The 24,523-nt window shown below is 40.5% G+C and carries 26 protein-coding genes and 4 pseudogenes; 21 read left to right on the top strand and 9 right to left on the bottom strand.

Going from position 1 to position 24,523, the window contains the following annotated elements; translation table 11 throughout:
- Positions 1-14 precede the first annotated feature (14 nt).
- Positions 15-2,699: pseudogene (locus tag V8V91_RS21820) on the bottom strand (glycosyl hydrolase); the annotation flags it as partial.
- Positions 2,700-2,890: 191 nt separating this feature from the next.
- On the opposite strand from V8V91_RS21820, the gene V8V91_RS21815 reads away from it, so the two are divergent.
- The 6 genes from V8V91_RS21815 to V8V91_RS21790 all read left to right on the top strand — a co-directional run bounded on the left by V8V91_RS21815 (position 2,891) and on the right by V8V91_RS21790 (position 7,264).
- A complete protein-coding gene (locus V8V91_RS21815; protein WP_373397191.1) occupies positions 2,891-3,184 on the top strand; it encodes a hypothetical protein in 294 nt (97 codons plus the stop codon).
- Positions 3,097-4,209 (top strand): aminotransferase class I/II-fold pyridoxal phosphate-dependent enzyme, encoded by a 1,113-nt coding sequence (locus V8V91_RS21810; RefSeq protein ID WP_373400783.1) that lies wholly within the window; start codon positions 3,097-3,099, stop codon positions 4,207-4,209. Before V8V91_RS21815 ends, V8V91_RS21810 begins: the two co-directional genes overlap by 88 nt.
- A gap of 82 nt (positions 4,210-4,291) precedes the next feature.
- Entirely contained in the window at positions 4,292-5,386 is a 1,095-nt protein-coding gene (locus V8V91_RS21805; RefSeq protein ID WP_373397190.1) for a DUF6544 family protein, read from the top strand.
- A 260-nt stretch (positions 5,387-5,646) separates the two neighbouring features.
- Positions 5,647-6,309 carry a M20/M25/M40 family metallo-hydrolase gene (locus tag V8V91_RS21800; protein WP_373397189.1) on the top strand — a complete coding sequence of 221 codons (663 nt, stop codon included), beginning with the start codon at positions 5,647-5,649 and terminating at the stop codon, positions 6,307-6,309.
- On the top strand, positions 6,249-6,929 hold the full coding sequence (locus V8V91_RS21795) for a hydantoinase/carbamoylase family amidase (RefSeq protein WP_373397188.1): 681 nt from the start codon (positions 6,249-6,251) through the stop codon (positions 6,927-6,929). Before V8V91_RS21800 ends, V8V91_RS21795 begins: the two co-directional genes overlap by 61 nt.
- A gap of 71 nt (positions 6,930-7,000) precedes the next feature.
- Positions 7,001-7,264, top strand: coding sequence for a hypothetical protein (locus V8V91_RS21790; RefSeq protein ID WP_373397187.1), 264 nt, complete (start codon positions 7,001-7,003; stop codon positions 7,262-7,264).
- A 128-nt stretch (positions 7,265-7,392) separates the two neighbouring features.
- Here V8V91_RS21790 and V8V91_RS21785 read toward each other — a convergent pair whose 3' ends face one another.
- Positions 7,393-7,608: a transposase gene (locus tag V8V91_RS21785; protein ID WP_373400782.1), complete on the bottom strand. Its 216-nt coding sequence runs from the start codon at positions 7,606-7,608 to the stop codon at positions 7,393-7,395.
- 23 nt (positions 7,609-7,631) lie between these two features.
- On the opposite strand from V8V91_RS21785, the gene V8V91_RS21780 reads away from it, so the two are divergent.
- On the top strand, positions 7,632-7,766 hold the full coding sequence (locus V8V91_RS21780; protein WP_373397185.1) for a hypothetical protein: 135 nt from the start codon (positions 7,632-7,634) through the stop codon (positions 7,764-7,766).
- 31 nt (positions 7,767-7,797) lie between these two features.
- Here V8V91_RS21780 and V8V91_RS21775 read toward each other — a convergent pair whose 3' ends face one another.
- Entirely contained in the window at positions 7,798-8,073 is a 276-nt protein-coding gene (locus V8V91_RS21775) for a hypothetical protein (RefSeq protein WP_373397184.1), read from the bottom strand.
- A gap of 445 nt (positions 8,074-8,518) precedes the next feature.
- On the opposite strand from V8V91_RS21775, the gene V8V91_RS21770 reads away from it, so the two are divergent.
- The 6 genes from V8V91_RS21770 (at position 8,519) to V8V91_RS21745 (ending at position 11,997) form a co-directional block, all read left to right on the top strand.
- A complete protein-coding gene (locus tag V8V91_RS21770) occupies positions 8,519-8,782 on the top strand; it encodes a RidA family protein (RefSeq protein WP_373397183.1) in 264 nt (87 codons plus the stop codon).
- 74 nt (positions 8,783-8,856) lie between these two features.
- A complete protein-coding gene (locus tag V8V91_RS21765) occupies positions 8,857-9,762 on the top strand; it encodes a sugar phosphate isomerase/epimerase family protein (RefSeq protein WP_373397182.1) in 906 nt (301 codons plus the stop codon).
- A gap of 95 nt (positions 9,763-9,857) precedes the next feature.
- On the top strand, positions 9,858-10,946 hold the full coding sequence (locus tag V8V91_RS21760; protein ID WP_373397181.1) for an aminotransferase class V-fold PLP-dependent enzyme: 1,089 nt from the start codon (positions 9,858-9,860) through the stop codon (positions 10,944-10,946).
- Between the two features lie 21 nt (positions 10,947-10,967).
- Positions 10,968-11,141: a hypothetical protein gene (locus V8V91_RS21755; protein ID WP_373397180.1), complete on the top strand. Its 174-nt coding sequence runs from the start codon at positions 10,968-10,970 to the stop codon at positions 11,139-11,141.
- Between the two features lie 107 nt (positions 11,142-11,248).
- Entirely contained in the window at positions 11,249-11,605 is a 357-nt protein-coding gene (locus tag V8V91_RS21750; RefSeq protein ID WP_373397179.1) for a hypothetical protein, read from the top strand.
- Between the two features lie 182 nt (positions 11,606-11,787).
- Positions 11,788-11,997 carry a helix-turn-helix domain-containing protein gene (locus tag V8V91_RS21745; protein WP_373397178.1) on the top strand — a complete coding sequence of 70 codons (210 nt, stop codon included), beginning with the start codon at positions 11,788-11,790 and terminating at the stop codon, positions 11,995-11,997.
- A gap of 86 nt (positions 11,998-12,083) precedes the next feature.
- On the opposite strand, the gene V8V91_RS21740 is transcribed toward V8V91_RS21745, so the two are convergent.
- The gene (locus V8V91_RS21740; RefSeq protein ID WP_373397177.1) at positions 12,084-13,781 is read right to left on the bottom strand and encodes a sulfatase; all 1,698 of its coding nucleotides are present in this window, start codon (positions 13,779-13,781) and stop codon (positions 12,084-12,086) included.
- A gap of 405 nt (positions 13,782-14,186) precedes the next feature.
- A pseudogene (locus V8V91_RS21735) lies at positions 14,187-15,880 on the bottom strand (sulfatase).
- Between the two features lie 267 nt (positions 15,881-16,147).
- Between V8V91_RS21735 and V8V91_RS21730 the strand changes: the two are divergent.
- Genes V8V91_RS21730 through V8V91_RS21720 form a run of 3 tightly spaced genes read left to right on the top strand, consistent with a single transcriptional unit; the run spans position 16,148 to position 17,881 of the window.
- Positions 16,148-16,408 (top strand): AAA family ATPase, encoded by a 261-nt coding sequence (locus V8V91_RS21730; RefSeq protein WP_373397176.1) that lies wholly within the window; start codon positions 16,148-16,150, stop codon positions 16,406-16,408.
- Between the two features lie 11 nt (positions 16,409-16,419).
- A complete protein-coding gene (locus tag V8V91_RS21725; protein WP_373397175.1) occupies positions 16,420-16,776 on the top strand; it encodes an AAA family ATPase in 357 nt (118 codons plus the stop codon).
- On the top strand, positions 16,769-17,881 hold the full coding sequence (locus V8V91_RS21720; RefSeq protein ID WP_373397174.1) for a hypothetical protein: 1,113 nt from the start codon (positions 16,769-16,771) through the stop codon (positions 17,879-17,881). The genes V8V91_RS21725 and V8V91_RS21720 overlap by 8 nt, the downstream gene beginning before the upstream one ends.
- A gap of 70 nt (positions 17,882-17,951) precedes the next feature.
- Here V8V91_RS21720 and V8V91_RS21715 read toward each other — a convergent pair whose 3' ends face one another.
- The 4 genes and pseudogenes from V8V91_RS21715 to V8V91_RS21700 all read right to left on the bottom strand — a co-directional run bounded on the left by V8V91_RS21715 (position 17,952) and on the right by V8V91_RS21700 (position 20,000).
- On the bottom strand, positions 17,952-18,239 hold the full coding sequence (locus V8V91_RS21715) for a hypothetical protein (protein WP_373397173.1): 288 nt from the start codon (positions 18,237-18,239) through the stop codon (positions 17,952-17,954).
- Positions 18,240-18,446: 207 nt separating this feature from the next.
- A pseudogene (locus V8V91_RS21710) lies at positions 18,447-18,896 on the bottom strand (carboxylesterase family protein); the annotation flags it as partial.
- A gap of 59 nt (positions 18,897-18,955) precedes the next feature.
- Positions 18,956-19,168: a hypothetical protein gene (locus V8V91_RS21705; protein ID WP_373397172.1), complete on the bottom strand. Its 213-nt coding sequence runs from the start codon at positions 19,166-19,168 to the stop codon at positions 18,956-18,958.
- A 35-nt stretch (positions 19,169-19,203) separates the two neighbouring features.
- Positions 19,204-20,000 (bottom strand): annotated as a pseudogene (locus V8V91_RS21700) (carboxylesterase family protein).
- Positions 20,001-20,176: 176 nt separating this feature from the next.
- Here V8V91_RS21700 and V8V91_RS21695 point away from each other — a divergent pair.
- The 5 genes from V8V91_RS21695 to V8V91_RS21675 all read left to right on the top strand — a co-directional run bounded on the left by V8V91_RS21695 (position 20,177) and on the right by V8V91_RS21675 (position 24,429).
- Entirely contained in the window at positions 20,177-21,136 is a 960-nt protein-coding gene (locus V8V91_RS21695) for a sulfatase-like hydrolase/transferase (protein WP_373397171.1), read from the top strand.
- Positions 21,109-21,393 carry a sulfatase-like hydrolase/transferase gene (locus V8V91_RS21690; RefSeq protein WP_373397170.1) on the top strand — a complete coding sequence of 95 codons (285 nt, stop codon included), beginning with the start codon at positions 21,109-21,111 and terminating at the stop codon, positions 21,391-21,393. Before V8V91_RS21695 ends, V8V91_RS21690 begins: the two co-directional genes overlap by 28 nt.
- A 29-nt stretch (positions 21,394-21,422) precedes the next feature.
- Positions 21,423-21,623 carry a hypothetical protein gene (locus V8V91_RS21685; RefSeq protein ID WP_373397169.1) on the top strand — a complete coding sequence of 67 codons (201 nt, stop codon included), beginning with the start codon at positions 21,423-21,425 and terminating at the stop codon, positions 21,621-21,623.
- 64 nt (positions 21,624-21,687) lie between these two features.
- Positions 21,688-22,902: a glycoside hydrolase family protein gene (locus V8V91_RS21680; protein WP_373397168.1), complete on the top strand. Its 1,215-nt coding sequence runs from the start codon at positions 21,688-21,690 to the stop codon at positions 22,900-22,902.
- A 48-nt stretch (positions 22,903-22,950) separates the two neighbouring features.
- On the top strand, positions 22,951-24,429 hold the full coding sequence (locus V8V91_RS21675) for a sulfatase-like hydrolase/transferase (RefSeq protein WP_373397167.1): 1,479 nt from the start codon (positions 22,951-22,953) through the stop codon (positions 24,427-24,429).
- Positions 24,430-24,523: the final 94 nt, after the last annotated feature.

Raw genomic sequence — 24,523 nt, 5'->3', positions numbered from 1 at the left:
ACCTCATAGGATAACCCTTCTGTTTCTCCTGTAATCGGGTTCCATTTTATAGGAAGTTTTCCCGAGGTTCTGACGCTAACCAAAGCTTGGGTTGGATCTACATTCCTGTTATTAAACCAATAAATATCTGCGGTAGCTGATTTTCGATGTCGGAAAAGAATTTCATGGTCTGTTCCGCTTACCCTTACATCAGGCTGGACGGGTGGTTGTAAATTCTCTCCTACATTTTCCAGCGCCCATATTTCATTGGCTAGCTGTTTGAAGACCTCTTCATTATCCGACAAACTGGGGGACTTAACAGGCTTTTTTCCGATGATTTTCACTCCTGCATCAGCTAAAGATTTTAGCTTTTCCAATACCGGCAAGGTCATTAATTTCGCACTTTCATCCAGCATCAACACTTCATAGGTGTTCCCACTTTTGGCTTTCAGCCTTCCTCCATCAGCAGTAATTGCCTCTTTCAAAACAGTAGAATTCACAAAGTCAAATTCGTACCCATTTGGAATAGTGGGCAGCTCCTCTCTAGCCAGCCAGGTGATATTGGTGTTCTCACCATAGTAATAAAGGATATCTGCTACATTCCTCCCTTGTTGAAGCATATAGGAACTCCTTCCCAAATAATCAATCCAAGGTTTGGCCATATCTGCCCAAGTCTCTTGTCTGGTAAAGTACTGACCAAATGGCCCCAAGGAAAATCCAGGCTTTTTATCATCCAAAGGCTGGTGAACGGAAGTATGAATTACAAAACGGTTGAGGCCTGAGGCCAATTCCAGATCAGCTGTCCTTTTCAAACGTTCAGGGTATTCCTGGAATGGCCTTCCTACTGAAGTCATGGATTCAGCTGCTACAAAAGGTTTTCCATAAATATTTGCCACGGAGGCGGATTCTCGTATGTCGGCCTCACTTCTTACTTCTTCATCTGACCCACCTGCCAAACTTCCAGGTGTCCACATGGCTGACATAGGAATATCCGCATGACGCTTTACATCCATTCCATCAGCCAAATAAATCCTCTTATTTTCATGGGATTCCGTATAGCGGCGCATCCCTCTTTTATGAAGCTCTTCCCCAATCACATCGTAGTGATGATCGGATATCATTTCCCCGATGGTTTTTCTAAAATCCCAGAGAAATTTCTCGCTATCTTCTCTACTGCTTACTAACATCCCTGTCAGTACAGGAACATAAGGCACCATGCTATATCCTCTTCTCTTCTCAAATTCAATAGGAAAGTCTGCTGTCCAAGTCATATGCCCTGCTTCATAACTATCCAAAATCATGTATTCCAATCCTTCAGGGCCTAACTTCCCACCTGTTGCATCTTCGTATAAATCCAAATAATGGTTGATATACCTTCGTACTGCTTCCTTGTCTAACTTATCCACTTCTAAACCGGTGGCTTCAGGAGATGCAGGATGATTTTGGCGGCCAGTAAGCGAGTAACCAAAGCGGATAATTTTCCATTTCCCAACAGGTGCATTCCAGATTAAGGAACCATCTGGCTTCATTTGAGAAGTAAGATTCATGATTTGGTTCTTTGGCAGTACTTCATCACTTGATAAGTTGACTTCCATTTCTGCCAACGCATAATCTTCAGTCCAAGGAGAAAACCCAGCCTTATCCTCCACCTAATCAATTCTGGATGTAGTGTACAATTGAAATTCTGCTACTTGAACCCCAGCAGGTTTGGGCTCTTCCATGGGTCCACCTGCCATCGCAGCAAATAAGTTGACTTCACCGGGTAAAGTTTCGAAACAGATTCTCCAATATTTAGCAGTAACGGGAGCAAATGAAACGGTATTGAAAGGAACGGTACTTCCCGAAACTTTGGCGATGGTCCTGAAATTCACACCATCTTCACTGACTTTGAGACTTCGGTTCTCCGGACCGCCATTGAATTCTGCTAAAGCACCATTCATTGCTCCAGAAACACTCATTGCTTTGAAAGTATGCGGCCGGTCGAATGCATATTGAATCCACATATCCTCTCCAACTTCCATGGGAGGCAAAAATCCACCCTCGCCAATTTGACCATCCAAAAGCAAGGTGGGGTCAAAGTCGCCCCCACTTCTGGTGATTTTAGGGTCTAACTCCTGAATTGATTTCTCATTTTCTGGAACTGGAAATGCCAGGACCAATGCATCTCGGTAAAACTTGGGTTCCTCACCTATAAAACCTCCAGAAATTCCTCCTCCTTCCAAGGGTGCATCCTGGTATTTCCCTGTCTGTGCAGAAGGTTGAGGCAATAAAACCTGAATGGATTCACCTCCTTTTACCAAGGTTTCTGTCCAGACATATTTTTTCATGGCATCTTCCGGAGCAACCCATGGACCTCCTGTGACCGACCAACCAGGAGAACCCGCAATGGCCATTTCCAGCCCTTTATCTCCTGCTAAATCAGTGGCATACTGGAATGCCTCCTTCCAGGCAGGAGTCATAAAAACTAACTTCTCCTCCACAACTACTGGCGTAAATAAGTTGGCATCAAAATTCTGAAAGCCTCCAATCCCCGTTTTCTCCATCCAATCCAAATCTTTCCTTATCCCCTCTTTTGTAATATTTCCATTCATCCAATGCCACCAAACCCTAGGTTTTGCTTCTTGGGGAGGTTGAAGAAAACTAGATTGTTGAATAGATGATTGTGAAAAAGCATAATTGGTCAATCCCACAAAAAATAGGATATAGTTTAGTTTCTTCATGGAAATTTTGGGTTTGAAGTTTACATAGTTGTAGAAACAATCATTAATGTAACAAAATGAAACAATACAACTATTCTGTACTATCCTTATTCCCAAATTTTTTCACAATTACCAAGTTTTAGATTACTACTGCATATTATTGGATTTCAATGAAGCTATGATTAGTTTTTGTTTTACAATCTTAATAAGTAATGAATTCAGCTTTTCTTTCTAAAAAAGGCACTGCGGCGGCCCAAAAACCCGCAAGGGTTGACATGGACCTTTATTTTGAAGCTATGAAAAACCGATTTCACGCTCAAGAGAATCCAGAAGGAGCATTTCCAATGAACGTGGCAGAGAATCACCTTTGTTGGGAATTGCTGAAAAATAGAATCCAAAAAGTAACAAGAGAAAAAACATTCCCAATTGGGTTGCTAGCTATGGGGATCCATCTGGTATTCCGAAATTTAAAGAGGCTACCGCCAATTTTTTATCCAAATTTTTAATTAAAGAGGAGGTCAATCCTGAATCTTTGGCTTTCTCGGTAGGAGCTACCTCCGTAATTGAAATGACCGCATTTTTACTGGGAGATCCGGGAGATACTGCAGTGATTCCTGCTCCAAGTTACCCCGTGTACACAGGGGATATTGGTGTTTTTCCTAGCATCCAGCGCTATGACCTACAAACGCACCAAAAAATGGAGGAACTCAATAATGGGATTCCTATTCATACCGATCAATTAGAACAAGCAAAACGTGAAATAGAAGCGGCCGGTAGCAGATTCAGGATGGTAATCTTAACTAGTCCTGACAATCCTACTGGAGCTATTTACACCGAGGAACAATTACGTCAACTTGCAGATTGGTGCATTTCACATCAAATCCATTTAGTGGTTAATGAAATTTATGGGCTCACTCCCATCAACCATCGGCACCCTGAAATAAAGGATGATTATCCGAACCCGATCCAATTTGTTTCCTTTGGTAAAATCATGGCTGAATATCATAGCCCTTTTCTTCATTTCTGGTATTCCTTTTCAAAAGATTTTGGAATATCTGGGTTTAGAGTAGGCCTGCTTCACTCTCTTAATGAAGACTTGATCAAAGCCTATAGAAATATCGGATTGAGTCATTCAATCTCTAACTACACTCAATGGGTGCTTGCAGAAGTATTAAATGATTTGGAATTCCTTGAACAGTATTTTTCTTCTTTCCAAAAAGCCCTAACCGAGTCCTACCTAATTGTAAGTCGTACGCTCAAGGAACTTAGTATCCCTTTCAATCCTTCCTATGGCAGTCTTTTTATTTGGATGGACTTATCTGAATTTCTAAACGAGAAATCTGATTCTGGGGAAGAAGAGTTATGGTTGGACATTTATCAACAAACAAAGATCTTATTAACTCCAACCCATGGGTTTGGTCATCAGCAAAAAGGTTTGTTTAGAATGGTAATCACTAGTTTTGATCACTCAGATCTAGAGATAGCAATGGGCAGAATAAAGGAATATGTTCTAAAGAAGAGAAATGGCTAATTCCAAGCAGTAGATAGGTAGATTTCTTATTCCCTGAACTAGTGAAGATTTGGATTAAGACAAAACCAAACCCTAAAAACCCATGAAAATTGCATTTTTTATCCTCGTTGCTTTACACGGAGCCATTCACTTGCTGGGGTTTGTGAAAGGAGTAGGTATCAAGGAAGTAAAGGAATTGACCTTACCTATTTCGAAATCCATGGGAGTCACTTGGTTGCTTGCTGCAATCCTACTTATTACTTATGGAATCCTTTACCTTATTCATTCAAAATATGCCTGGTTAGTTGGGCTCCTTGGAGTTTTGATTTCCCAAATCTTAATCATCTTATTTTGGAAAGACGCCAAGTTTGGGACCTTTCCTAACTTACTCATTTTATTGATCTCTCTTATGGCATGGGGGCAATGGCATTTTCAATCTAAGGTTGATCAAGAGACTCAGCGTCTTTTACGGGGTATTCATGACCAAGAGCATCAAAACCTCCAAGAAAATGACTTAAGTGAATTACCTACTCCAGTAAAAAAATGGCTTCGGAATTTAGGAGCTGTGGGAAGACCCTTAGTCCAAGTAGGTGAAGTGATGCAGAAAGCAGAAATGCGTATGAAGCCCGATCAAAAAAATTGGATGCAGGCAAGCGCAAAACAATATACACGGATGGACCTACCTTCTTTTATCTGGACAGTGGATGTGAAAATGAATCCCTTTTTAAAGATCCAGGGTAGAGATAAATTTGAAAACGGGCAAGGCCAAATGCTCATTAAATTGAACTCCCTTGTCAGCATCGTCAATGAAGCAGGAGAGAAATTGGACGAGGGCTCATTGCAGCGGTATTTGGGCGAAACCGTGTGGTTTCCTTCTCTGGCATTAAGTCCTTTTATTTCCTGGAAAATGATCGATGAGACTACAGCAAAAGCTTCCATGGAATTTCAAGGCACCAGCGGATCAGGCACTTTTTATTTCAATGATCAGGGAGATGTAGTACGGTTTTCTGCCATGAGATATATGGATACTAATGAAGAAGCTGAAAGAAAAGAGTGGATCATGGATATGTTAGATTATCAAGTATTTGAAGGCATCAAAGTACCTTCTAAAATGACTGCAACATGGAGACTGGATGAAGGTGATTGGACTTGGTTAAAACTGGAAGTGACAGACCTAAAATTCAATCGTCGGAATTAATCTTGGCTTTTAAGCATGAAAAAAATCGCTTTTATGACTTTGGTTTTTTTCTCCCCCAACCCATTTTCCACTCGGTGTCGCTTCAGTCACTTCCTGTTTTTCCTCGACTTCAAATTTGAAATGAAGTCCACAATGGCCAAAACCTAAGATTAGGCTTCAAAATTCTTCCCCATTTCTAATCAAAATTTCTTACCTTATTCTTGAACCACCTCCCCTACTATGAGTCGAAGATCCTTTATAAAAAAACCGCGCTGACAGGATTGGGATTATCTGCTTTTGGATGGCTAGATTCACATGCAGTTTCATTTTCCCAAAGCCTTCCCAAAGTAAACAGAAAGCGAATTGAAGATCGTATTCAGGCATTGGCGAAGTATGGACAGGATGAAAACGGACATGGTTATCGGGTGGCTTATACCCAAGGAGATATTGAAGGGAGAAAATGGTTGATGGACCTGATGGAAAAGGCAGGACTGAATCCCCGAATCGATGCAGGAGGGAATATTATAGGAAGTCGAAATGGAAAAAATCCAAATTTAAAGCCTATTGGTTTCGGTTCACATATAGACATGGTCCCTGATGGGGGAAATTACGACGGCACACTGGGATCATTAAGCGCTTTGGAAGTGATTGAAATTCTGAATGAAAACAAGATCATTACTGAGCATCCTTTGGAGGTCATCGTTTTTGGCAACGAGGAAGGCGGGCTGATCGGAAGTAAAGCCATGGTTGGCAAACTGACCCAAGAGGGACTTCAACAGGTCAGTCAAAGTGGTTTAGTAATGGGAGAAGGAATCCGGGCGATTGGAGGAAATCCTGAGGAAATAGGAAGTGCTAAGCGAAAAAAGGGGACTTTCATGCTTGGTTGGAATTACATATTGAACAAGGAGGAATCCTGGAAAGTGAAAATCTACAAATCGGGGTAGTAGAAGGAATTGTAGGGATTTTGGATTGTGAAATTACCGTAGAGGGATTTGCCAATCATGCAGGGACCACCCCCATGAAACTAAGGAAGGATGCGTTGTTAGCAGCTTCTAAATTAACTGTTGCAGTCAATGAAATCATCAACAGTGTTCCAGGAACACAAGTGGGCACAGTGGGAAAAATCGAAGCTTTACCAGGGGCCTACAATGTGGTACCCGGCAAGGTGATGATGGGTCTGGAAATTCGTGATTTATCATTTGAAAAAATTGAAATGCTGCTGGGTGAAATCCAAGTGCGGGCTCAGAAAATCGCAGAGGAAACAAAGACAACTATAACCTTTAGAAGAGAGCCCAGCTTCAATCTTCCTGCCTTGACAGATGCTTCAGTACAGCTAAAAATCCAGGAATCTGCCAATGCACTTGGTTTGAAAACCAAACACATGCAAAGTGGAGCGGGTCATGATACCCAGCAAATTTCCCTAATTGCTCCCGTAGGAATGATTTTCGTTCCCAGTGTGGGTGGAATCAGCCATTCGCCTAATGAATTCACCAAAGCTGAAGACATGGAGAATGGAGCCAATGTGCTTTTGCATTCCATTTTGGCTTTAGATAAGCAAGGGTAGAAAAAACCTCAAAGCTTATTTTTGAATCCAATCTTATTTCCTAGTTCCTTCTTTTTAAACAAGACTATTTTATGAAACTCATTACACTAGTAACGATAGCTATTTTTTCTGTGTCAATAGCTATGGCCCAAGAAAGCAAATCCAATTCGGAAGCAATTTATGTTGCATCTGAAGAGTTTAGAGCTCTCAATCTTCCATTTTCGCAAGCTGTTATATATGGTGACATTATTTATGTTTCAGGACAAATTGGAAATATAGGTCTTAAACTTGTTGAAGGAGGGATTGTAAGCTCCCCCGAAAATTGGGCCAGTCAAAAGTTTACTTTCACCCGATAAGCGAAGGTAAGTGAATACTCCAAGTGGTTCAAGACCAAGGCGAGCGGTTGGCTTGGGCCAACCAGGTCTTGAGCCGCTTTCCGCATTCACTTTTGCGCTGCTTAACGGTTTGAAAAGCAAAGATATGTTCATTTTAGTTCTTTCAATAAGTCAACGGGAGTCCGATATCCAAGTGCCTCATGGGGCCTTTCCCGGTTATAATCTTCCATCCATTCCATCGCTTTTCCCCTGACCTCATCCAGAGAATTAAATACATTGGAGCTAAGCAGTTCTTTTCTGACCGATCCGTTACAGCGTTCCACATAGCCGTTTTGCATCGGCTTGCCCGGCTGGATAAAGACCAGCTCAATGTTCTTCTCCTACACCAGTGATCCAACAGACAGGAGATAAACTCCGGTCCATTGTCCACGCGGATCATTTTGGGGAGGCCCCCGGACCAGCTCAACAAACTCCAACACTCGGATTACCCGTTGTGCCGGAAGTGAAAAATCCACTTCCATAGCCAGCATTTCCGGTTATAGTCATCCAGAATGTTAAAGACCGAAAGTGCCTGCCGCTCCAAGGCTATCGCTCATGAAGTCGATAGACCAGACTTGGTTGATCGATTCCGGCCTGTATAGGGCCTGTTTAATCCTTGCCGGTAGCCGCTTCTTGTGTCTGCGTCTGTGTTCAGTCCATGGCAGAATAGATCGGTAGACCTTTTTATGGTTCCATAGATGGCCTTTTTCTGCGAAGCCATTGTCGGACATGCCAAAGCCAATGGCAGGGTGTTTGGCTACCAGTTCTTCCAGCGCCTGGATCACGGGCATATCGTTTTTTGGTTTGGGGTGATACTGGAAAGTACTTCGGGGCACACTAAGCGTTTTACACACCTGACGTTTAGCTCACTCCATGTTCTTCGACCGCGAACTGAACCAGCATGCCTTTTTCGTCAGGCGTCAGAGCTTTTGCCACCGCATCGCGGGAAGCGCCTCATGCACCAGACTCAGATCGGCAAACATCCGCTTTAGGCGGGAATTCTCTTCCTGAAGTTCTTTCAGCTTTTTTTGACCTCACTGGCTTCCATTCCGCCATAACGCTGCTTCCATTTTATAAAAATTGGCAGGTGTAACTTCCATTTCGGCAAGTTTCTTCTACTTTTCTGCGGCCTCATGAGCTTTGATCGCTTTGACGATCTCGTTTCTGTGAATCTCGATTTTTTCATAATAACCATTTAAAGTTGATAATTTCAATTCAACTTTCAAATGGCCGACTTTGAGAGCTTACAGGATCATTCCAGAAGCTCAACAAACTATGTTGAACATTAAAAATATATTAGAAGAAAATGGTTCTTCGATGGATAATGTCATAAAATGCACATGCATGCTGGCTGATATGAACGAATGGCCCGTTTTGAATAATGAATACCTTAAATTTTTCCCTAATAACAAACCCGCAAGAAGCGCTTTTGGAACAAACGGATTAGCCCTTAATGCTCGAGTGGAAATAGAATGTATGGCTTATGTAAAAAGTAAATGATTTAAAATCGCCATTTTCGGATAGATAGTTTTTAAGAATAAGATGTTTTGGTTCTTTAATAAATGATTCTATCCATGGATAAGAAAAGGAGAAATATTATTCGAAGTCTGGTTTTTTCACCAATTGTAGCTGGCTCCCAAAACCTATTCGCAAGTTCAGAGGCAAAGCCTTTAACCCAAAACAGATTACAATACAGCCTAAATGCCTTTTCATTTAACTCCCAGTTAAGAAGTGGAGAAATGTCATTCTTTGATATGATGGAATTTGCTGCTGAAATCGGTATGAATGCGGTAGACTTAACTGGTTATTATTTTCCTTCCTATCCTGAAGTTCCGGAGGACACTGAACTATTTCAACTCAAAAGGAAAGCTCTTGAACTCGGACTGAATATCTCTTGGACAGGAGTCAGAAACAACTTTGTGAATCCTGATGCTACAGGAAGAGCTGCTGATCGAGAATTAATAAGAAAATGGCTATCAGTATCTTCCAGCCTAGGAGCATCAATAATGAGAGTCTTTACAGGAAATCAAACCTATGAAGGCTTTACCAAGGATGAAGTAAAAGATTGGTTGGTGGATGAATTTAAAACCTGCGCAGGTTACGGGGAGGAAAAAGGAGTAATCGTAGGTCTACAAAATCACAATGAGTTTTTATTTGATAGTAGTGAAGTAATTGACATCCTGAAAAGAGTGGACTCTGAGTGGTTTGGGTTGATTTTAGACATTGGAAGTTTACACTCGAAAGACCCTTACGCGGAAATCGAAAAACTAGCTCCCTATGCCAACTATTGGTTTATTAAGGAGCATGTTTTTCCAAATGGAACAAGGACTCCAGTGGATATGAATAAAATTGCCTTCATCATCAAAAACCAAGGGTATCAAGGATATGTGTCTTTCGAAAGCCTGAGTGAAGGGGATCCGAAACAACTCATTTCTTCTATGTTTAATTTATTTAAAAGAGCTTATGAAAAAATTTCCTAATGGGAATAAGCAAGCTTCCTACCCTAGCTACAAAATTCAAATTCAAGATAAAAACCAAAAAAGCGCTATTTTTTCTAACCTTACGCACTAATTAAATGACAAACAGAAGAAACTTTCTGAAGAAAGGATGCTTGGCTGCAGCCTCCACGGCCTTTACCTTCCCCCATTTTTCTCACGCCACAGAAAAAGAATTGAACCTATGGAAAAAACTTCCTCGGTTCAATGACGATGATTTTCTATGGAACTGGGTTCGAAATGAGTATTCAGTTTCTTCCACCATTGCCAATCTCAATAATGGAAGTGTTAGTCCTCAACCGAAGGTGGTCCAGGAAGTATTGGAACATTACACCCGAGAGTTCAATACGGTCCCTTCCATGTATATGTGGAGCGAAGGGGACACTTCCAATGCCGTACGAGAGCAATTGGCTGCATTGGCTGGATGTAGTCCTGAAGAAATAGCCGTAAACCGCAATACTACAGAGGCGCTTAATACGGTGATCTGGGGAATGAATTATAACAAAGGGGATGAAATCATTCTTACCGAACAGGATTACACTTCTGTGATGAATACTTGGCAAGAAGCGGAGGCTCGATATGGAGTGGTTTTAAAATGGCTTTCACTTGATTTGCCTGTTGAGGATGATGAAGAAATTGTGAATGCTTATACCCAAGCTGTCACGGACAAAACAAAGGTGGTTATGATCACCCATGTCAATAATATCAATGGAAATATATTGCCTGTAAAGAAAATCACGGCAGCTATAAAAGACATCAATCCGGCAATCAAAGTCTTGGTAGATGGAGCCCATGCCTTTGCCCATATTGATTTCAAGATTTCAGATTTAGGATGTGATTTTTATGGTACCAGTTTGCATAAATGGCTTTGTGCACCCTTTGGAACCGGTATGTTGTATGTCAAGAAATCTGAAATTCAAGGTCTTTGGCCTCTTTTCACCCATGTGGACCCACAAAGTGACAACATCAACAAATTCGCCACGTTTGGGACCAGGAATTTACCGGCTGAACTTTCCATTGCCAGGGCGATCGATTTTCATAAAGCCATTGGGATCGAAAGAAAAGAAGCCCGATTAAGATATTTGAAAGATTATTGGATCTCAAAAGTCCATGACATCCCAAATGTTGAAGTAAAAACTTCCATGAAACCTGAATTTGCCTGTGCTTAGGGTTCCTTCTCCTTAAAGAACATGCCTGATGGAGAAGTAGTCCAAAAACTACTGAAAAACTACCAGGTCCATGTCACTCAAAAAGGAGATAAAACAGGGAAGTTTCACGGTATGCGGGTAACCCCACATATCTATACAAAAACCGAAGAATTAGACAGATTGGTTAAAGGCATTCAGGAATTGTCGAGGGGCTAATTGGCTTTTAGTAGTCATGTAGGAATATTTTTTTGATTAACAGTCTATTTTTATTGTTTTTCAATAATTTTTTATTGTAATTACTCAAAAATTAAACTTTTATAACTATGTCAAAATCAAGCAGCTTCGTTTTTAAAGGCATGACCATCATAGCAGGGCTCATTTTCGTGGGTTTGTGTATCCAAGCTGGTGGAATTCTGACCAATTTTATTTTTCATTTTTATAATCCTAAAGTCCTTTCCAGGCTCTTTATCACATTGGATTTAACAGAAATGTATGAACGAAGTAAGTGGGCGTTCTATAGCATGTATGGCTTTGTACTGGCTATTTCGGCTCTTAAAGTCGTACTCTTTCTTAGAGTAGTACAGCTAACGACTCAACTGGATTTATCAAATCCTTTCACTTCATTCGTCTCCAAAAAATTACAAGAATCAGCTTTGATACCTTTTCTATTGGTCTATTAAGTTACCTAGCTATTAAATCTGGAAATTATTTTCAAAAACGAGGAATAATCACGGATACCTTAAATCCCTATTGGGAAGACAGCCAAGCCTTTATTCTGATGGCAGGTATTATTTACATCATTGCCGTGATATTCCAAAAAGGACTGGAATTACAGAAAGAAAACGAGCTAACTGTTTAAGAAATGCCCATTATTGTAAACTTGGACGTTATGATGGCCAAGAGAAAAATGTCATTAAATGAACTCTCTGAAAAAGTGGGTGTAACACTTTCAAATTTATCTATATTAAAAACCGGAAAAGCAAAAGCCATTCGCTTTAGTACGTTAGAGGCAATTTGTCAAGTTCTTGCATGTCAACCGGGAGATATTTTGGAATTTATCCCAGAAGAATGAGACTAGAGCTTCTCCAAAAATATTTAAAAAGCCACCTAAATTAGGTGGCTCCATTATTTTTTACCTTTCTATTTTTACCCTTACGATTATTTGTTTTCCAGGGCTTTCTCTTTTCTTGCCTTTATTTCCTGTATGGTTACTTTATCAATCCCATATACCCTGTCCTCTCCTGCATCTTCCATATATTGATCAATATACCCTTGGCTGACCTCCTCACTATCTTTGTATTTGGCTCGAAGCTCATCTAATTTTTGGTGTAATTCTGCACGGATCTCCGCATAAGCAGGATCATCATATACATTTTTAAGTTCCTGTGGATCCTTTTTTCGATCAATCAATTCCCATTCATCCGTGACATAATAATAGTGAATGAGTTTATAATCCTTGGTGATGACCGCATAGTGTCTGTTGACCATATGTTCAGCAGGATATTCATAGTAATGGTAATACACGGCATCCCGATCCCAATTCTCTAAATTACCAGTTAGTACTGGAACCATACTCTCACCCTGCATATCTGCAGGAGCCTCCACTCCTGCCACATCCAAAAAGGTCTGCGCAAAATCTAGGTTCTGAACCAACTCATCGGATTTGGTACCCGCTTTTACTTTGCCTGGCCAGGCAACCAACAAAGGGGTTTTGAATGACTCATCATAAATAAATCGTTTATCATACCACCCATGTTCTCCTAGGTAAAACCCTTGGTCGGAAGTATACACGATGATCGTGTTTTCCATTAGATCATTTGCCTCCAGATAATCCAAAAGCCTTCCTACATTTTCGTCTACCGCCTTGATTGTACCTAAATAATCCTGCATGTATCGCTGATATTTCCAACGCATTTTATCTTCCTCGCTCATACTTGGATAAGCTTGGATAAATTCTTCACTGATGGGTTCGTAATATTTCTTGAAGTTTTCTGCCTGCGAAGGGTTAAATCGATTCATTTGCCCAATAAATCGGCTGGTATCATATCCACCTACATCAGCAATTCCCATTTTCTTCAGCACCTCCGGAAATAGTTTATTGTCTCCAGACCATCCCATATGCTCCAGGATATTCATTTCTGCTTCTCCTGCAGGGGATGTTCTTCCAGAATAATCATCGAATAAGGTAGCAGGCTCTGGGAAGGTCTTATTGGTAAACTCTTCTAAGTGCCGCTCTGCCATATACCAAGCCCTGTGCGGGGCTTTATGCAAGTACATCAGTAAAAAAGGATCTTCTTTTTTACGTTCATTTTCCATCCAATCCAGGGTAAAGTCTGTAATGATATCCGTCACATACCCTTCCACTTTGATATTTCCCTCTTCCTTGGTGATGAATTCCGGGTTATAATAACTCCCCTGTCCCGGAAGGATTTTGAATTGGTCAAAACCTTTTGGGTTGTTCCCAAAGTGCAATTTCCCAAACATGGCTGTTTGGTAACCAGCCTTTTGTAACAATTGAGGAAATGTCACATTGGTGGTATCAAAAGGGAAATGGTTATCGATTTTCCCGTTCATATGGGAATGTTTCCCTGTTAAAATTGTCGCTCTGGAAGGAGCACAAATGGAGTTTGTGACAGATGCTTGGGTAAACAGCATCCCCATTTCTGCGATACGATCAATATTTGGTGTCTCGATCAGTTGATTATCATAGGCTGAAATAGCTTGGTAAGCATGATCATCAGACATGATAAATATGATATTGGGACGTTCTTGTTTTTGCTCCTCAGAACTCTGCTGGCAGGCTGTCAAAAGCGTGACTCCAATAGAGAATATTAAAATTGAACGGATGTATTTCATAGGGTTGGGTGAATGGATTATGTTTTAAAATCCCCCTTACCCCCTTTAGAAGGGGGAGTTAGTTAGAGGTATAATTGAAAATTTGAGTTTAACTGAATTGAAAGGTAGACTAAAGAGTTCCAAATTTCTAAAAGGTTTAATAAAGCTATTGCAATCTCCGAATTGCTTTTTTGTTTAACTGTTGACTGCTTACTGGCTATTCCTTTCGCTGGCTTCGTTTAAAATGACCAAGGTTGACCGTCGACTGTCGACCGTTGTCTGTAGACAGGTAAAGTGACTGCCTTCTGATTTGATACTGATCTTTGACCACCCTCTCCGCAAGCTTCGTTCGAAATGGCATGATTGACCCTGGTCGACTGTGGACTGTGGACAGTAGACTGATCACGGAACACTGCCAATTGAATACTAGTTATCTGTAGAAAGCTTTCTGTCCTTAAATATCTTATCCAGCAACTCTTTATTCTTCCCTCCTGCATAGGAATTATTTTCCTGGAGATAGTCTAAGTACTCATTGAGGTATTGCTGAGAGATTTCGGAGTTATCCCCATACTTTTCTCTCAGTCCGTCTAATTTCTCATGCAACTCAGCCTGAATTTCGGCATAGGCGGGATCACCGTAAACATTTTTCAACTCCATTGGATCATTGATACGATCTATTAATTCCCATTCATCCGCATCAAAATAATAGTGAACCAACTTATATTCCTTCGTCACGATCGCATAATGACGCTTCACCATATGGACAGAAGGGTATTCGTAATAATGGTAATACACTGCATCACGGGTCCATTTATCCGTTTCACCAGTCAAAAGCGGAAGTAAACTTTCACCCTGCATATCGCTTGGCGCTTGGATGCCAGCTGCTGCTAAAAAGGTTTGTGCAAAATCAAGATTTTGCACCATCTCATCTGATCTGGAACCTGGCGCTACTTTTCCAGGCCAAGCCACTAATAAAGGTGTTTTAAAAGATTCATCGTAGATAAATCGCTTGTCAAACCAACCATGCTCTCCCAGGTAAAAACCTTGATCAGAAGTATAAACGATAATTGTATTATCCATTAAATCATTGGCTTCCAAATAATCTAATACCCGACCAACGTTTTCATCTACGGCCTTAATGGTTCCCAAATAATCCTGCATATAGCGTTGGTACCTCCATTTCATTTTGTCCTCTTCAGTCATATTGGGATAAGCTTCCTTGAACTTCTCAATCATCTTATTGTAGGATTCATCCCAAACTGCTCTTTGCTCAGGGTTCATTCTTCCAACTTCTCCTTCAAAAGCAGCCTTATCCCATCCTGAATTGGGTTCGATTCCCAGTTGGTCCATGACAGCAGGTGGGATTTTGGAATCCCCCGCCCAATGCATATCCTCCAGCAAATTCATTTCTGCCTCATGGGCGGCACGACCTCTACCAGAGTAATCATCAAACAAGGTAGGGGTTCTGGAAAGGTTCTTTGGGTAAATTCAGCTACATGCCTTCCAGCTGGCAACCATTCTCTATGAGGAGCTTTATGTAAGTAAAAAAGTAGGAAAGGATCATCTTTCTTTCGCTCATTTTCCAACCAATTCAATGTCATGTCGGTAATGATATCTGTCACGTAACCTTCTACTTGGATTGTTCCTTCGTCCTTGGTGATAAAGTCAGGGTTATAGTATTTACCTTGGCCAGGAAGTATCTTGAACTGGTCAAAACCTTTCGGATTATTTCCGAAGTGTAATTTTCCAAACATCGCAGTTTGATATCCCTCCTTTTGAAAGATTTGAGGGAATGTTACGTTCGTGGTATCAAAAGGGAAATGGTTGTCCACCTTGCCGTTGATATGTGAATGCTTCCCTGTTAAAATCGTTGCACGGGATGGTGCGCATATGGAATTGGTGACTGAGGCATTGGTAAACAACATCCCCATTTTAGCAATTCTGTCAATATTGGGCGTCTCTATGAGTTTATCATTATAGGCAGAGATTGCTTGATAGGCATGATCATCTGACATGATAAAAACGATGTTGGGCCGCTCTGCTTTTTCTTGGGATTGACTGCAACCTACAGCTCCAAAAAGAAGAATCAGTAATAAAATCGGCAAAGATGTTTTGCTCATTTTTTCAGGTTTATTGGATTGATTGGGAATATAATTTACCAAACTAGTTAAAAGTATAAAATCATCCGCATTTGAACCAATTCTATCGTGTTTCATTCAAAAAACTTAATGATATCATCATGCCTTTATAAAAAATTTTAGAGATCTTAGCCATAACAAGTAGCAGCTCCCCGTTTCATTCTTTCCTGATTTTTTAACCTTTTTTACCTATACGCGAATGGGAATTTGAATTAATTTTATTGCTATCACTACCATTATTTCCTGAGCATGCTCATCATTGAAAATTTCCAAAAGACTTATGATTCCGGCTTCCATATGGAGATCGATTATCTTGGATTTGAAAAAGGTATTCATTTGATCAAGGGGAAGAATGGCTCAGGGAAATCCACACTGCTCAAAGCAATTGCTGGAATCCATACTTTTCAAGGAGATATTGTTCTGGAAAACATTTCTCAAAAAAGCAGCCTATCCCCTACCGAAAACTGGTCAACTATTCGGAAGCCGAACCTCAATTCCCCGATTTCCTAAGCTTGGACGAGTTGATTTTATTCACATCTACTGTAACTCCCTTCAATCCCAACCAGGTAACAGAATTAAAAGAAATACTTGGCATTGGGGAGTATGCGAGCCAACCTATTGCATCTTACTCATCTGGTATGTTGAAAAAGACCGGGTTGATTCTGGCTTTTTTAGGTAAACCCCAACTGATCATATTGGACGAGCCTTTTACCACTATTGACTTGGATACTCAGAAAAGCCTCCAAAAATTAATACTCCGCAGATTAGAAGAATGTAGCTTTCTGATCACCTCCCACTTGGCTGATTTTGAAGAATTATTTGATTATTCCTCTACCACCAGCATGGAAAATGGGCATTTGATTGATCCTCATGAATAAGCTTTTTCAAAAATCCTTTACCATCCCTTTTTATAAGGCCAATATGGGTTTTTTCATCCTGACAACCTTAGTGTTTGGGGTGTTTATGGAAATGAGGCAGCACTTGATGATTGCCGAAAAGATCTTGGAAAGAACCGCTTGGTTTGTTTCTTTTCTTTGTTTGTGGGTGCTATTTTCTGCTTTCCAGTTCAGATTTTATCGTAAACTTATCCAAAGACCCAATTATTGGATTTTCTCCAGATTGGCGTTTTTGTCATTGTCAAAATATTGCAAACGGCTGATTCCAGTTTGGATTTCCAACCATCTATTTCCTTTATTTTATGCCTTAATCGTGCTCTACCAAGGCATCGTTTTGGGATTTTGGGAAAGATCAATTCTACTTCTGGTTTTTATCTTTTTAATAGGGTTTGCTCATCTCTACTTGGGGTTTATAGAAATAAAAAAATTTAAAATTGACAGTGGGGTGAGTGGTGAAAAAGTTAAAAGGAAGCGCCCTTTTATCGTTTGGTTTTATTTTCACCTTCAAGAAGAAAGACCATTACTATTACTCCTAAGTAAGCTTTTTAGTCTTTTTGTAATGAATGGATTTTTCTACACTTTCAATCAAGGAGGCTATGATGAAAGATGGCTACTATTCGGCATGTTAATTATCAGTTTTATTCACTTCCCATTATGGCTTGATAAATCTGAGTTCACCCATAGGGAATTAAGTATTTTCAATAACCTTCCTTTTTCTCTCGGATTCAAATTGAAAAATGAGCTTCGTACAACCTGTATTTTTATTCTTCCAGAAATAGGGTTAATGCTGTTTCAAGGCTTGGAAACATGGGGATTATGGAGATGTTTAATTTGGGCTATTTATTGGATAGGGTTGAATTTAGGATTGATTGCCATGTGCCGATTGAAATTACAAACCTCCCGATTTCAATCCCTCCCCACATGGAGTTTTTTGGAGCTTTTTAGCCATTATCTACAGCATTCCAGGACTACTCTTAGCATTAATCCCCTTGGCATTTTTTCTGCTACAGATCAGAAGGCCCTATTTAAATTAAAAGTCCTTATTGGAAAAAGTGGTGGATTGGGACCAGCTCAGTTAATTCTTTGAAATTCCTCATCATGGGAACACATGTCACCTTCGCAACCACCAGGGAATAATAGCACTTGATTATTCTCAATTACTTCATAAGGCCTGTTTCCAAAAAAGCTTGGGATTCAAACAATTCCTCTTTCGCTGCATAGCTTCCACTGGTTACATACATGGTAGTAAAATATTGAAAATCTGGGACAGAAACCCGTCCTTCCTCGATCAAAAAAGAGCCCTCTGCAAAAAATTGGTAACCCAGATCCACTTCAGATCCAGGCTCTCTTACAGTACCATAATAACTCATGCTTCCATCCGACTTAAACTCCAGGGTGGTAACGACATCCAAATCCCACTCCTCTGCAAAAAAGACTGTGACCATTTTCCAACAATTGGTTCATTGATATCATCCTCATCCTCAGAGCAGGAACTGAATGTAAAAAACAAAACTAAAAAAGGGAGAAAATACAGGTTTTTCATGAGTTAAACGTGGTTGTGTTTATGACTACGAACTATTAACGTATTTCGTTAACAAACTAGTTGAAATTTTCATCTATTTCAACCCTGTCCATTTCCCTTAATGTTCAACCTACTTCAAATAAATGGATTGCATAAACCTGATTTGTTCCAAATGTGGCAGACTGATCGGCCCTACATTGACTCCCAATTCCATCGCTTGAGGATTTCGATTGGAGTATACAGGCCATTCTGGCAAATCCCCTCCATTAGGGTTCCCTGTTTTTACAAAATTTACCCAATACTCCGACATAATGTTTTCCAATCTATCATCCACTGATTCAAAAGGTCTATCCCAGTATTTCAAAGTATGGAAAGCATAGCTAAATTCTGCGGAATGGAAGGCCCCATAATTCGGTTCTCCGGGAGGCACCCTTGTAAAATAGTAGAGATAAGAAGAGCCAGGTGCCAATTCAGACTGGATTTTTGCCCAAGTAGAATTTTGATACCCAAACATCAGCTCAGAAATCGTATTCCTGGTCTCATTTAACTCCTCCTCATTTTCTGCAGGAAATAGCCTGAGGTATTCCTCCTTTTTGCTACCATATTTCTCTTGAGCCTGTTCCTTAAATTGTGCTGGGTTTAAAAAGAACCTCCAAAAGAAACATGATCATCAGCATTCCATCCAGTCAATAATTGGATTGGATTAGCTTGACCCTTTTTAAAAGTCTCATCAAAATCAACTGGAATCACATAATCATCTTTGTAAGGCCAAAATGCCCCTCCGGCCTTCAAAAGGCTATCTGCAGGCATTTCCCGTAGATCTTCTATATTCTTGGCCCCTACTTTTGACATGAATTCTTCCCCAGTTTTTTCGGCAATTTCTTTGTTTACCCCCCTCTTCCACCTTCATAGTTAAACATGGCCCCACTTTGGGCGATTGCTTTGGAAAAAAGTCCTTTGGCCAATGGAGAACCTACCAAAGCATTGACGCTCATTGAACCGGCAGATTGCCCTGCTACTGTGACATTTTGAGGATCACCTCCAAATTGCTGGATATTTTGTTGAACCCACTGGAGTGCTGCGATTTGATCAAGAATTCCATAATTACCGGAGGTTCCACTTGCGGACTCTTTGGATAACTCAGGATGTGCCATAAAGCCTAATACCCCTAACCTGTAATTGATGGTCACTACGACTATTCCTTTTTTGCCAATTCTACCCCATCGTAGAGTGGAACGGTTCCAGATCCTCCTGAAAACCCACCCCCATGTACCCAAACCATTACCGGTCTATTTTCATCTGGCGATGCTGCTGCCGTCCAAACATTCAGATACAAGCAATCTTCTGAAATAGGTGCAGGTGGAATCAAAAACTCCGCTGACCATGCAAAAAATGGAACCGGAGGATTCTGAATCGAAGAAGGAGGATTATTTACACATTCCCGAATACCTTCCCATGGTGTAACTGGATGCGGGGATTTCCATCTCAACTCACCCACTGGAGGTGCTGCAAAAGGAACCCCCATAAATGTTTTGATGGAATCAGTACCTACCAATTTTCCGGAGATTTTCCCACCAGTCACTGTGACAGAATGAACATCAATGGATAGGGTTTCCTCTTTAGGAGAACAGGAAATTAGTAGAACTAAAAAAACTCCAAAGAGCAGGGCTGGATTGAGATTCATAGCTACAAAGGTTATTAGGGAAATTAAATATGAAAAATTATTGATTCATTTAGAAACAATAGGTTAAAAAAAGAATTAGCCCCTAATTGCCAATCAGCTATCCAAAAAGTGGGATTTTGATTAGTGATGACTTCTCATTTGGCCTATTTTAGCAGGTTCAAAAGAACTATTTGAACATGTCACTTCCTTTGCCATTCTTTTGCAAATCCTTTCTAAAAAATAATAGTCGCTTTTTTTGGAGGTCCATCTCCTTTTTCATTTTAATCACTATTGGATTTATAGAATTAGGATTAGCACAGAACAAAAAGAAACCGAACGTACTATTTATCATTTCAGATGATTTGACTACGACTGCTTTAGGGGCTTATGGAAATCCAATTGCACAAACGCCTGCCATTGATCAATTGGCAAAGGAAAGCATGATTTTCACCAAAGCTTACACCCAATATCCCGTATGCGGGCCCTCAAGAGCTTCTTTTATGTTTGGATATTATCCCAACGCCACCCAAACCTATGGCTATGTCAGTGGGAGGGAAAATGTAGGGCCAGAAAGACCCTCTATGGCCGAATTATTCAAACAAAACGGTTATTATACTGCTAGAGTAAGCAAAATCTACCACATGGGGGTACCGGGGGATATTGAAATAGGTTCAGATGGAAAAGACGATCCTGCTTCCTGGACTGAGAAATTCAATTCCCAAGGTCCAGAATGGACTGCACCTGGAAAAGCGGAATTGGTTCAAAACAACCCAGATGGAAGCATTGAAAGAAAAGGTGGCAATGTCATGACCATTGTGCAAGCCGATGGAGATGATTTGGCCCACTCGGATGGTAAAACAGCAGAAAAAGCTTCTGAACTAATCAGAAAACACAAAGAAGAGGCTTTCTTTTTGGCAGTTGGTTTTGTCCGGCCCCACGTTCCTTTTGTAGCTCCAGCCAATTATTTCACTCCTTTTCCTTATGAGGGAATCAAGCTACCTAGGCAGGTAGAAAATGACTGGGATGATATCCCGGAACGAGGTATAAATTATGTCACCAGTGTCAATTCAGAAATGAATGAGGTGCAAAAGCAAAAGCCATTGCGGCTTATTATGCCTCGGTATCTTATATGGATGCTCAAGTTGCAAAAGTATTGAACACCTTGAAAGAGGAAGGCCTGGAAGACCATACCATTGTGGTATTCACCTCTGATCATGGATTTCATTTAGACGAACATGAATTTTGGATGAAGGTTAGCCTTCATGAAGAATCTGTTCTAGTCCCGATGATGATCAAGGTTCCTGGAATGAAACCGGGCCAATCGGATTCCTTTGTAGAGCTATTAGACCTATACCCAACATTGGCAGATCTGGCTGGTCTTTCCTATCCTAAAGAAATCCAGGAAAAAACCTGAAACCAGTACTTCAAAACCCCAGAAAAAACGTGCGTGACTTTGCATTTTCTGTCACTCAAGGTGGGAAATCATTTTTGATTCGTACCGAAGACTATGCATATATCCAATACGATGAGGATGCAGGGTCTGGTATAGAGCTGTACGATATGAAAAGAGACGCTGAGCAATTTAATAATCTGGCCAATTCTCCAGAATATCTTCCTGAGGTCAAAAAATGCAATCCAAATTAGCCAACAAACTAAAAGAGGTCCGAGAGAACGACCTGAATATCCATTACCAAATTCAATAACCTTCATGCAGTCCCCTAAATTCTTTATCCTTTTAACTTTCCTTGCCTTAGCTTCATTCAATTGCAGTTATGCCCAGATAAGTATACAAGGGAAGCCTGTCCTTGCCAAACTTGAAAACAATGGGGTCAGTCAATTCTTAGATGGTCCCTCCGTTCTAAAACTGGAGAATTATTTTGTATGGGGAGGCTCTGTCGTGAAGGGAAAAGACGGGAATTACCATATGCTTTTTGCTTTATGGGAAAGTGGACCGGAAACAGATGTCTTTTCTACAAGTTGGCTTTTGGAAAGTAAAATTGGATATGCGGTATCAAGCTCTCCTGATCAAAATTTTCAGTTTAAAGGAATTGTTTTAAAAGGAGCAAGATATGATGGAAACCCAGATGCTTGGGATGCACAGGGAGTTCATAATCCGCACCTGAAAGAGTTTGAAGGAAGCTACTACCTTTACTATATAGGAGGAAATGATCCAGGAGAAGAAACTGCTCCAGATGTTGACAAGAGAAATAGAGTTCAACAAAGCCAACAGATGGGCGTGATTCAATTCGATTCCTTTGAAGACCTTTTGAAAGGAAAATTCGATCGCCCAAAAAAACCCTTATTAAGTCCTAGAACCCGTGTCAAGCCGGATCATGTGGTCAACCCTTCCCCGGCTGGAACGGTTGCAAAGCCAGATAATCTCATTGTAGTAAACCCTACTGTAGACTTCAACCCGAACACAGGTGAGTACTTGTTATTTTTCAAAGGCAACATCTATGAGCCAGAATGGAAAGGTGTTCATGGAGTGGCGACTGGGCCGACTCCACTGGGTCCTTTTAAAGCCAGAAACGAAGTTATTTTTGATATCAAAATGCCAGATGGCAGCTTTACCAGTAGCGAAGATCCTTATGTATGGTTTTCCAAAAAGCATCAGCTATTCTTTGCAATCGTCAAGGATTTCACCGGTCAACTCACTAATGGAGAGCAAAAATCCTTAGCCATCCTCCACTCAAAAGATGGGATTCAATGGACTCCCAATGAAAATCCATTATTCATGAAAAGAGAAGTCAAACTGGAGAATGGAAAAGTCATTTCATTGGATAGATTGGAACGTCCACAACTTTTGTTAAATGAAGAAGGTATTCCATTGGTCTTGTATTGTGCAGCTGCTGTGGATCCTTTGGGATCTAAAAACGATGGAAGCTCTTTCAATATTCAAATTCCATTAACCATCGAAAATTGAGTAATTTCAAATTTAATACGTACACTAAAAGATAGAAACAGTTCAAAAATGCGCTTCATCACAACTTCTAGCCTTCCTTTTTTATTCCTGTTTATGTTGATTCTTCCCTTCATCGGAAATGCTCAACAACCTAAACCCAATGTTCTTTTCATTTTTGCTGATGATCAACGAGCAGATGCCTTGGGCATCAATGGAAATCCATATATCCAAACCCCGACTATTGATCAGCTTGGGAGAGAAGGAAGCAGATTTTCCAACGCCTATGTCATGGGTGGTGTCCACGGTGCCATTTGCATGTCAAGTAGAGCCATGCTTTTCAGTGGCAAAAACTTATACAAAGTTCATGATCAGTTGAGTGGAGAACATACCATGACTATGAGCTTTGCGAGTGCCGGATATAGAACCTTTGGAACAGGTAAATGGCACAATGAAAAGGAAATGTTTGAGGCGAGTTTTCAAGAAGCCAAAAATGTTTACTTGGGAGGGATGGCCGATCATTATGATCTTCCATTGAGAGATTATGGAGCAGATGGTAAATTGGGTGAACCTACTCAAAAAGGGTATTCGACTGAGCAGTTTGCTCAAGCTGCTGTTGACTTTATTAAAGATCATGGGAAGAGAAATACGGATCAACCGTTCTTTTGCTATGTGGCATTTACTGCACCTCATGACCCCTATTCCCCGGAGGCAAATTACATCAACTTTTATCCTGACGGAACACTCCCACTTCCAGGGAACTACATGCCTTATCACCCATTCGAATTTGATCAGTTGACTGTAAGGGATGAAAATTTAACAGGGTGGCCAAGAAAACCCGAAGTCATTCAAATGATTTTGTCGGATTACTATGCCCTGGTAACTCATTTAGACAGGCAAATTGCCAAAATATTAAACGCACTGAAAGAGACGGGGCAGTACGATAATACCATTATTGTCTATGCTGCGGACAATGGATTAGCAGCAGGTAGCCATGGGCTATTGGGAAAGCAGAGTCTTTATGAGCATAGTTCCAAAGTTCCCTTGATCATCAAAGGCCCTGGAGTCCCCCAAGATCAAGAGTTGGATGCTTTTGCCTATATCCATGACTTATATCCTACTTTGGCTGACTTGGCAGGAATCCCTGATCCTCAAGACATCGATGGTATTAGCCTAGTTCCAGTCATCAAAGGTGAACAAGATGGAGTAAGAGATGCCCTTTACACTTCATATAAGCATACCGTAAGGGCGGTAAGAAATAAAAAATATAAGTTGATCAGATATCCTGAAAGAGATTATACGCAACTTTTTGATTTGGAAAATGATCCATTGGAAATCCACAACCTAGCGGAGCTTTCAGAATACCAGGATAAAAAAGCTGAAATGCTTCAATTGATGCAACAATGGCAAGAAAAGTTTCAAGATAAGATCAAGCTTACTGCAGATGTCATCAAACCAATGGGATATGATCCTGATACCTTGGTGAGAACGCCAGATAGATGGCAGCCAGAATATACTTTAAAACGATATTTTGAAGTGAAAGACAAGTGAAAATAAGATTGAGTTTTTCGTTCGATTTTGAATAAGACTATTGTCCATTATTGAACATAGACTTTTCTAAAAACACCTCCTCATTCAATGGGGA

The sequence above is a fragment of the Algoriphagus halophilus genome, assembly GCF_041729275.1.
GTDB classification, from domain to species: Bacteria; Bacteroidota; Bacteroidia; order Cytophagales; family Cyclobacteriaceae; genus Algoriphagus; species Algoriphagus halophilus_A.
The sequence above is the reverse complement of the archived record's forward strand: the minus strand, read 5'-3'. Positions and strand labels throughout refer to the sequence as shown.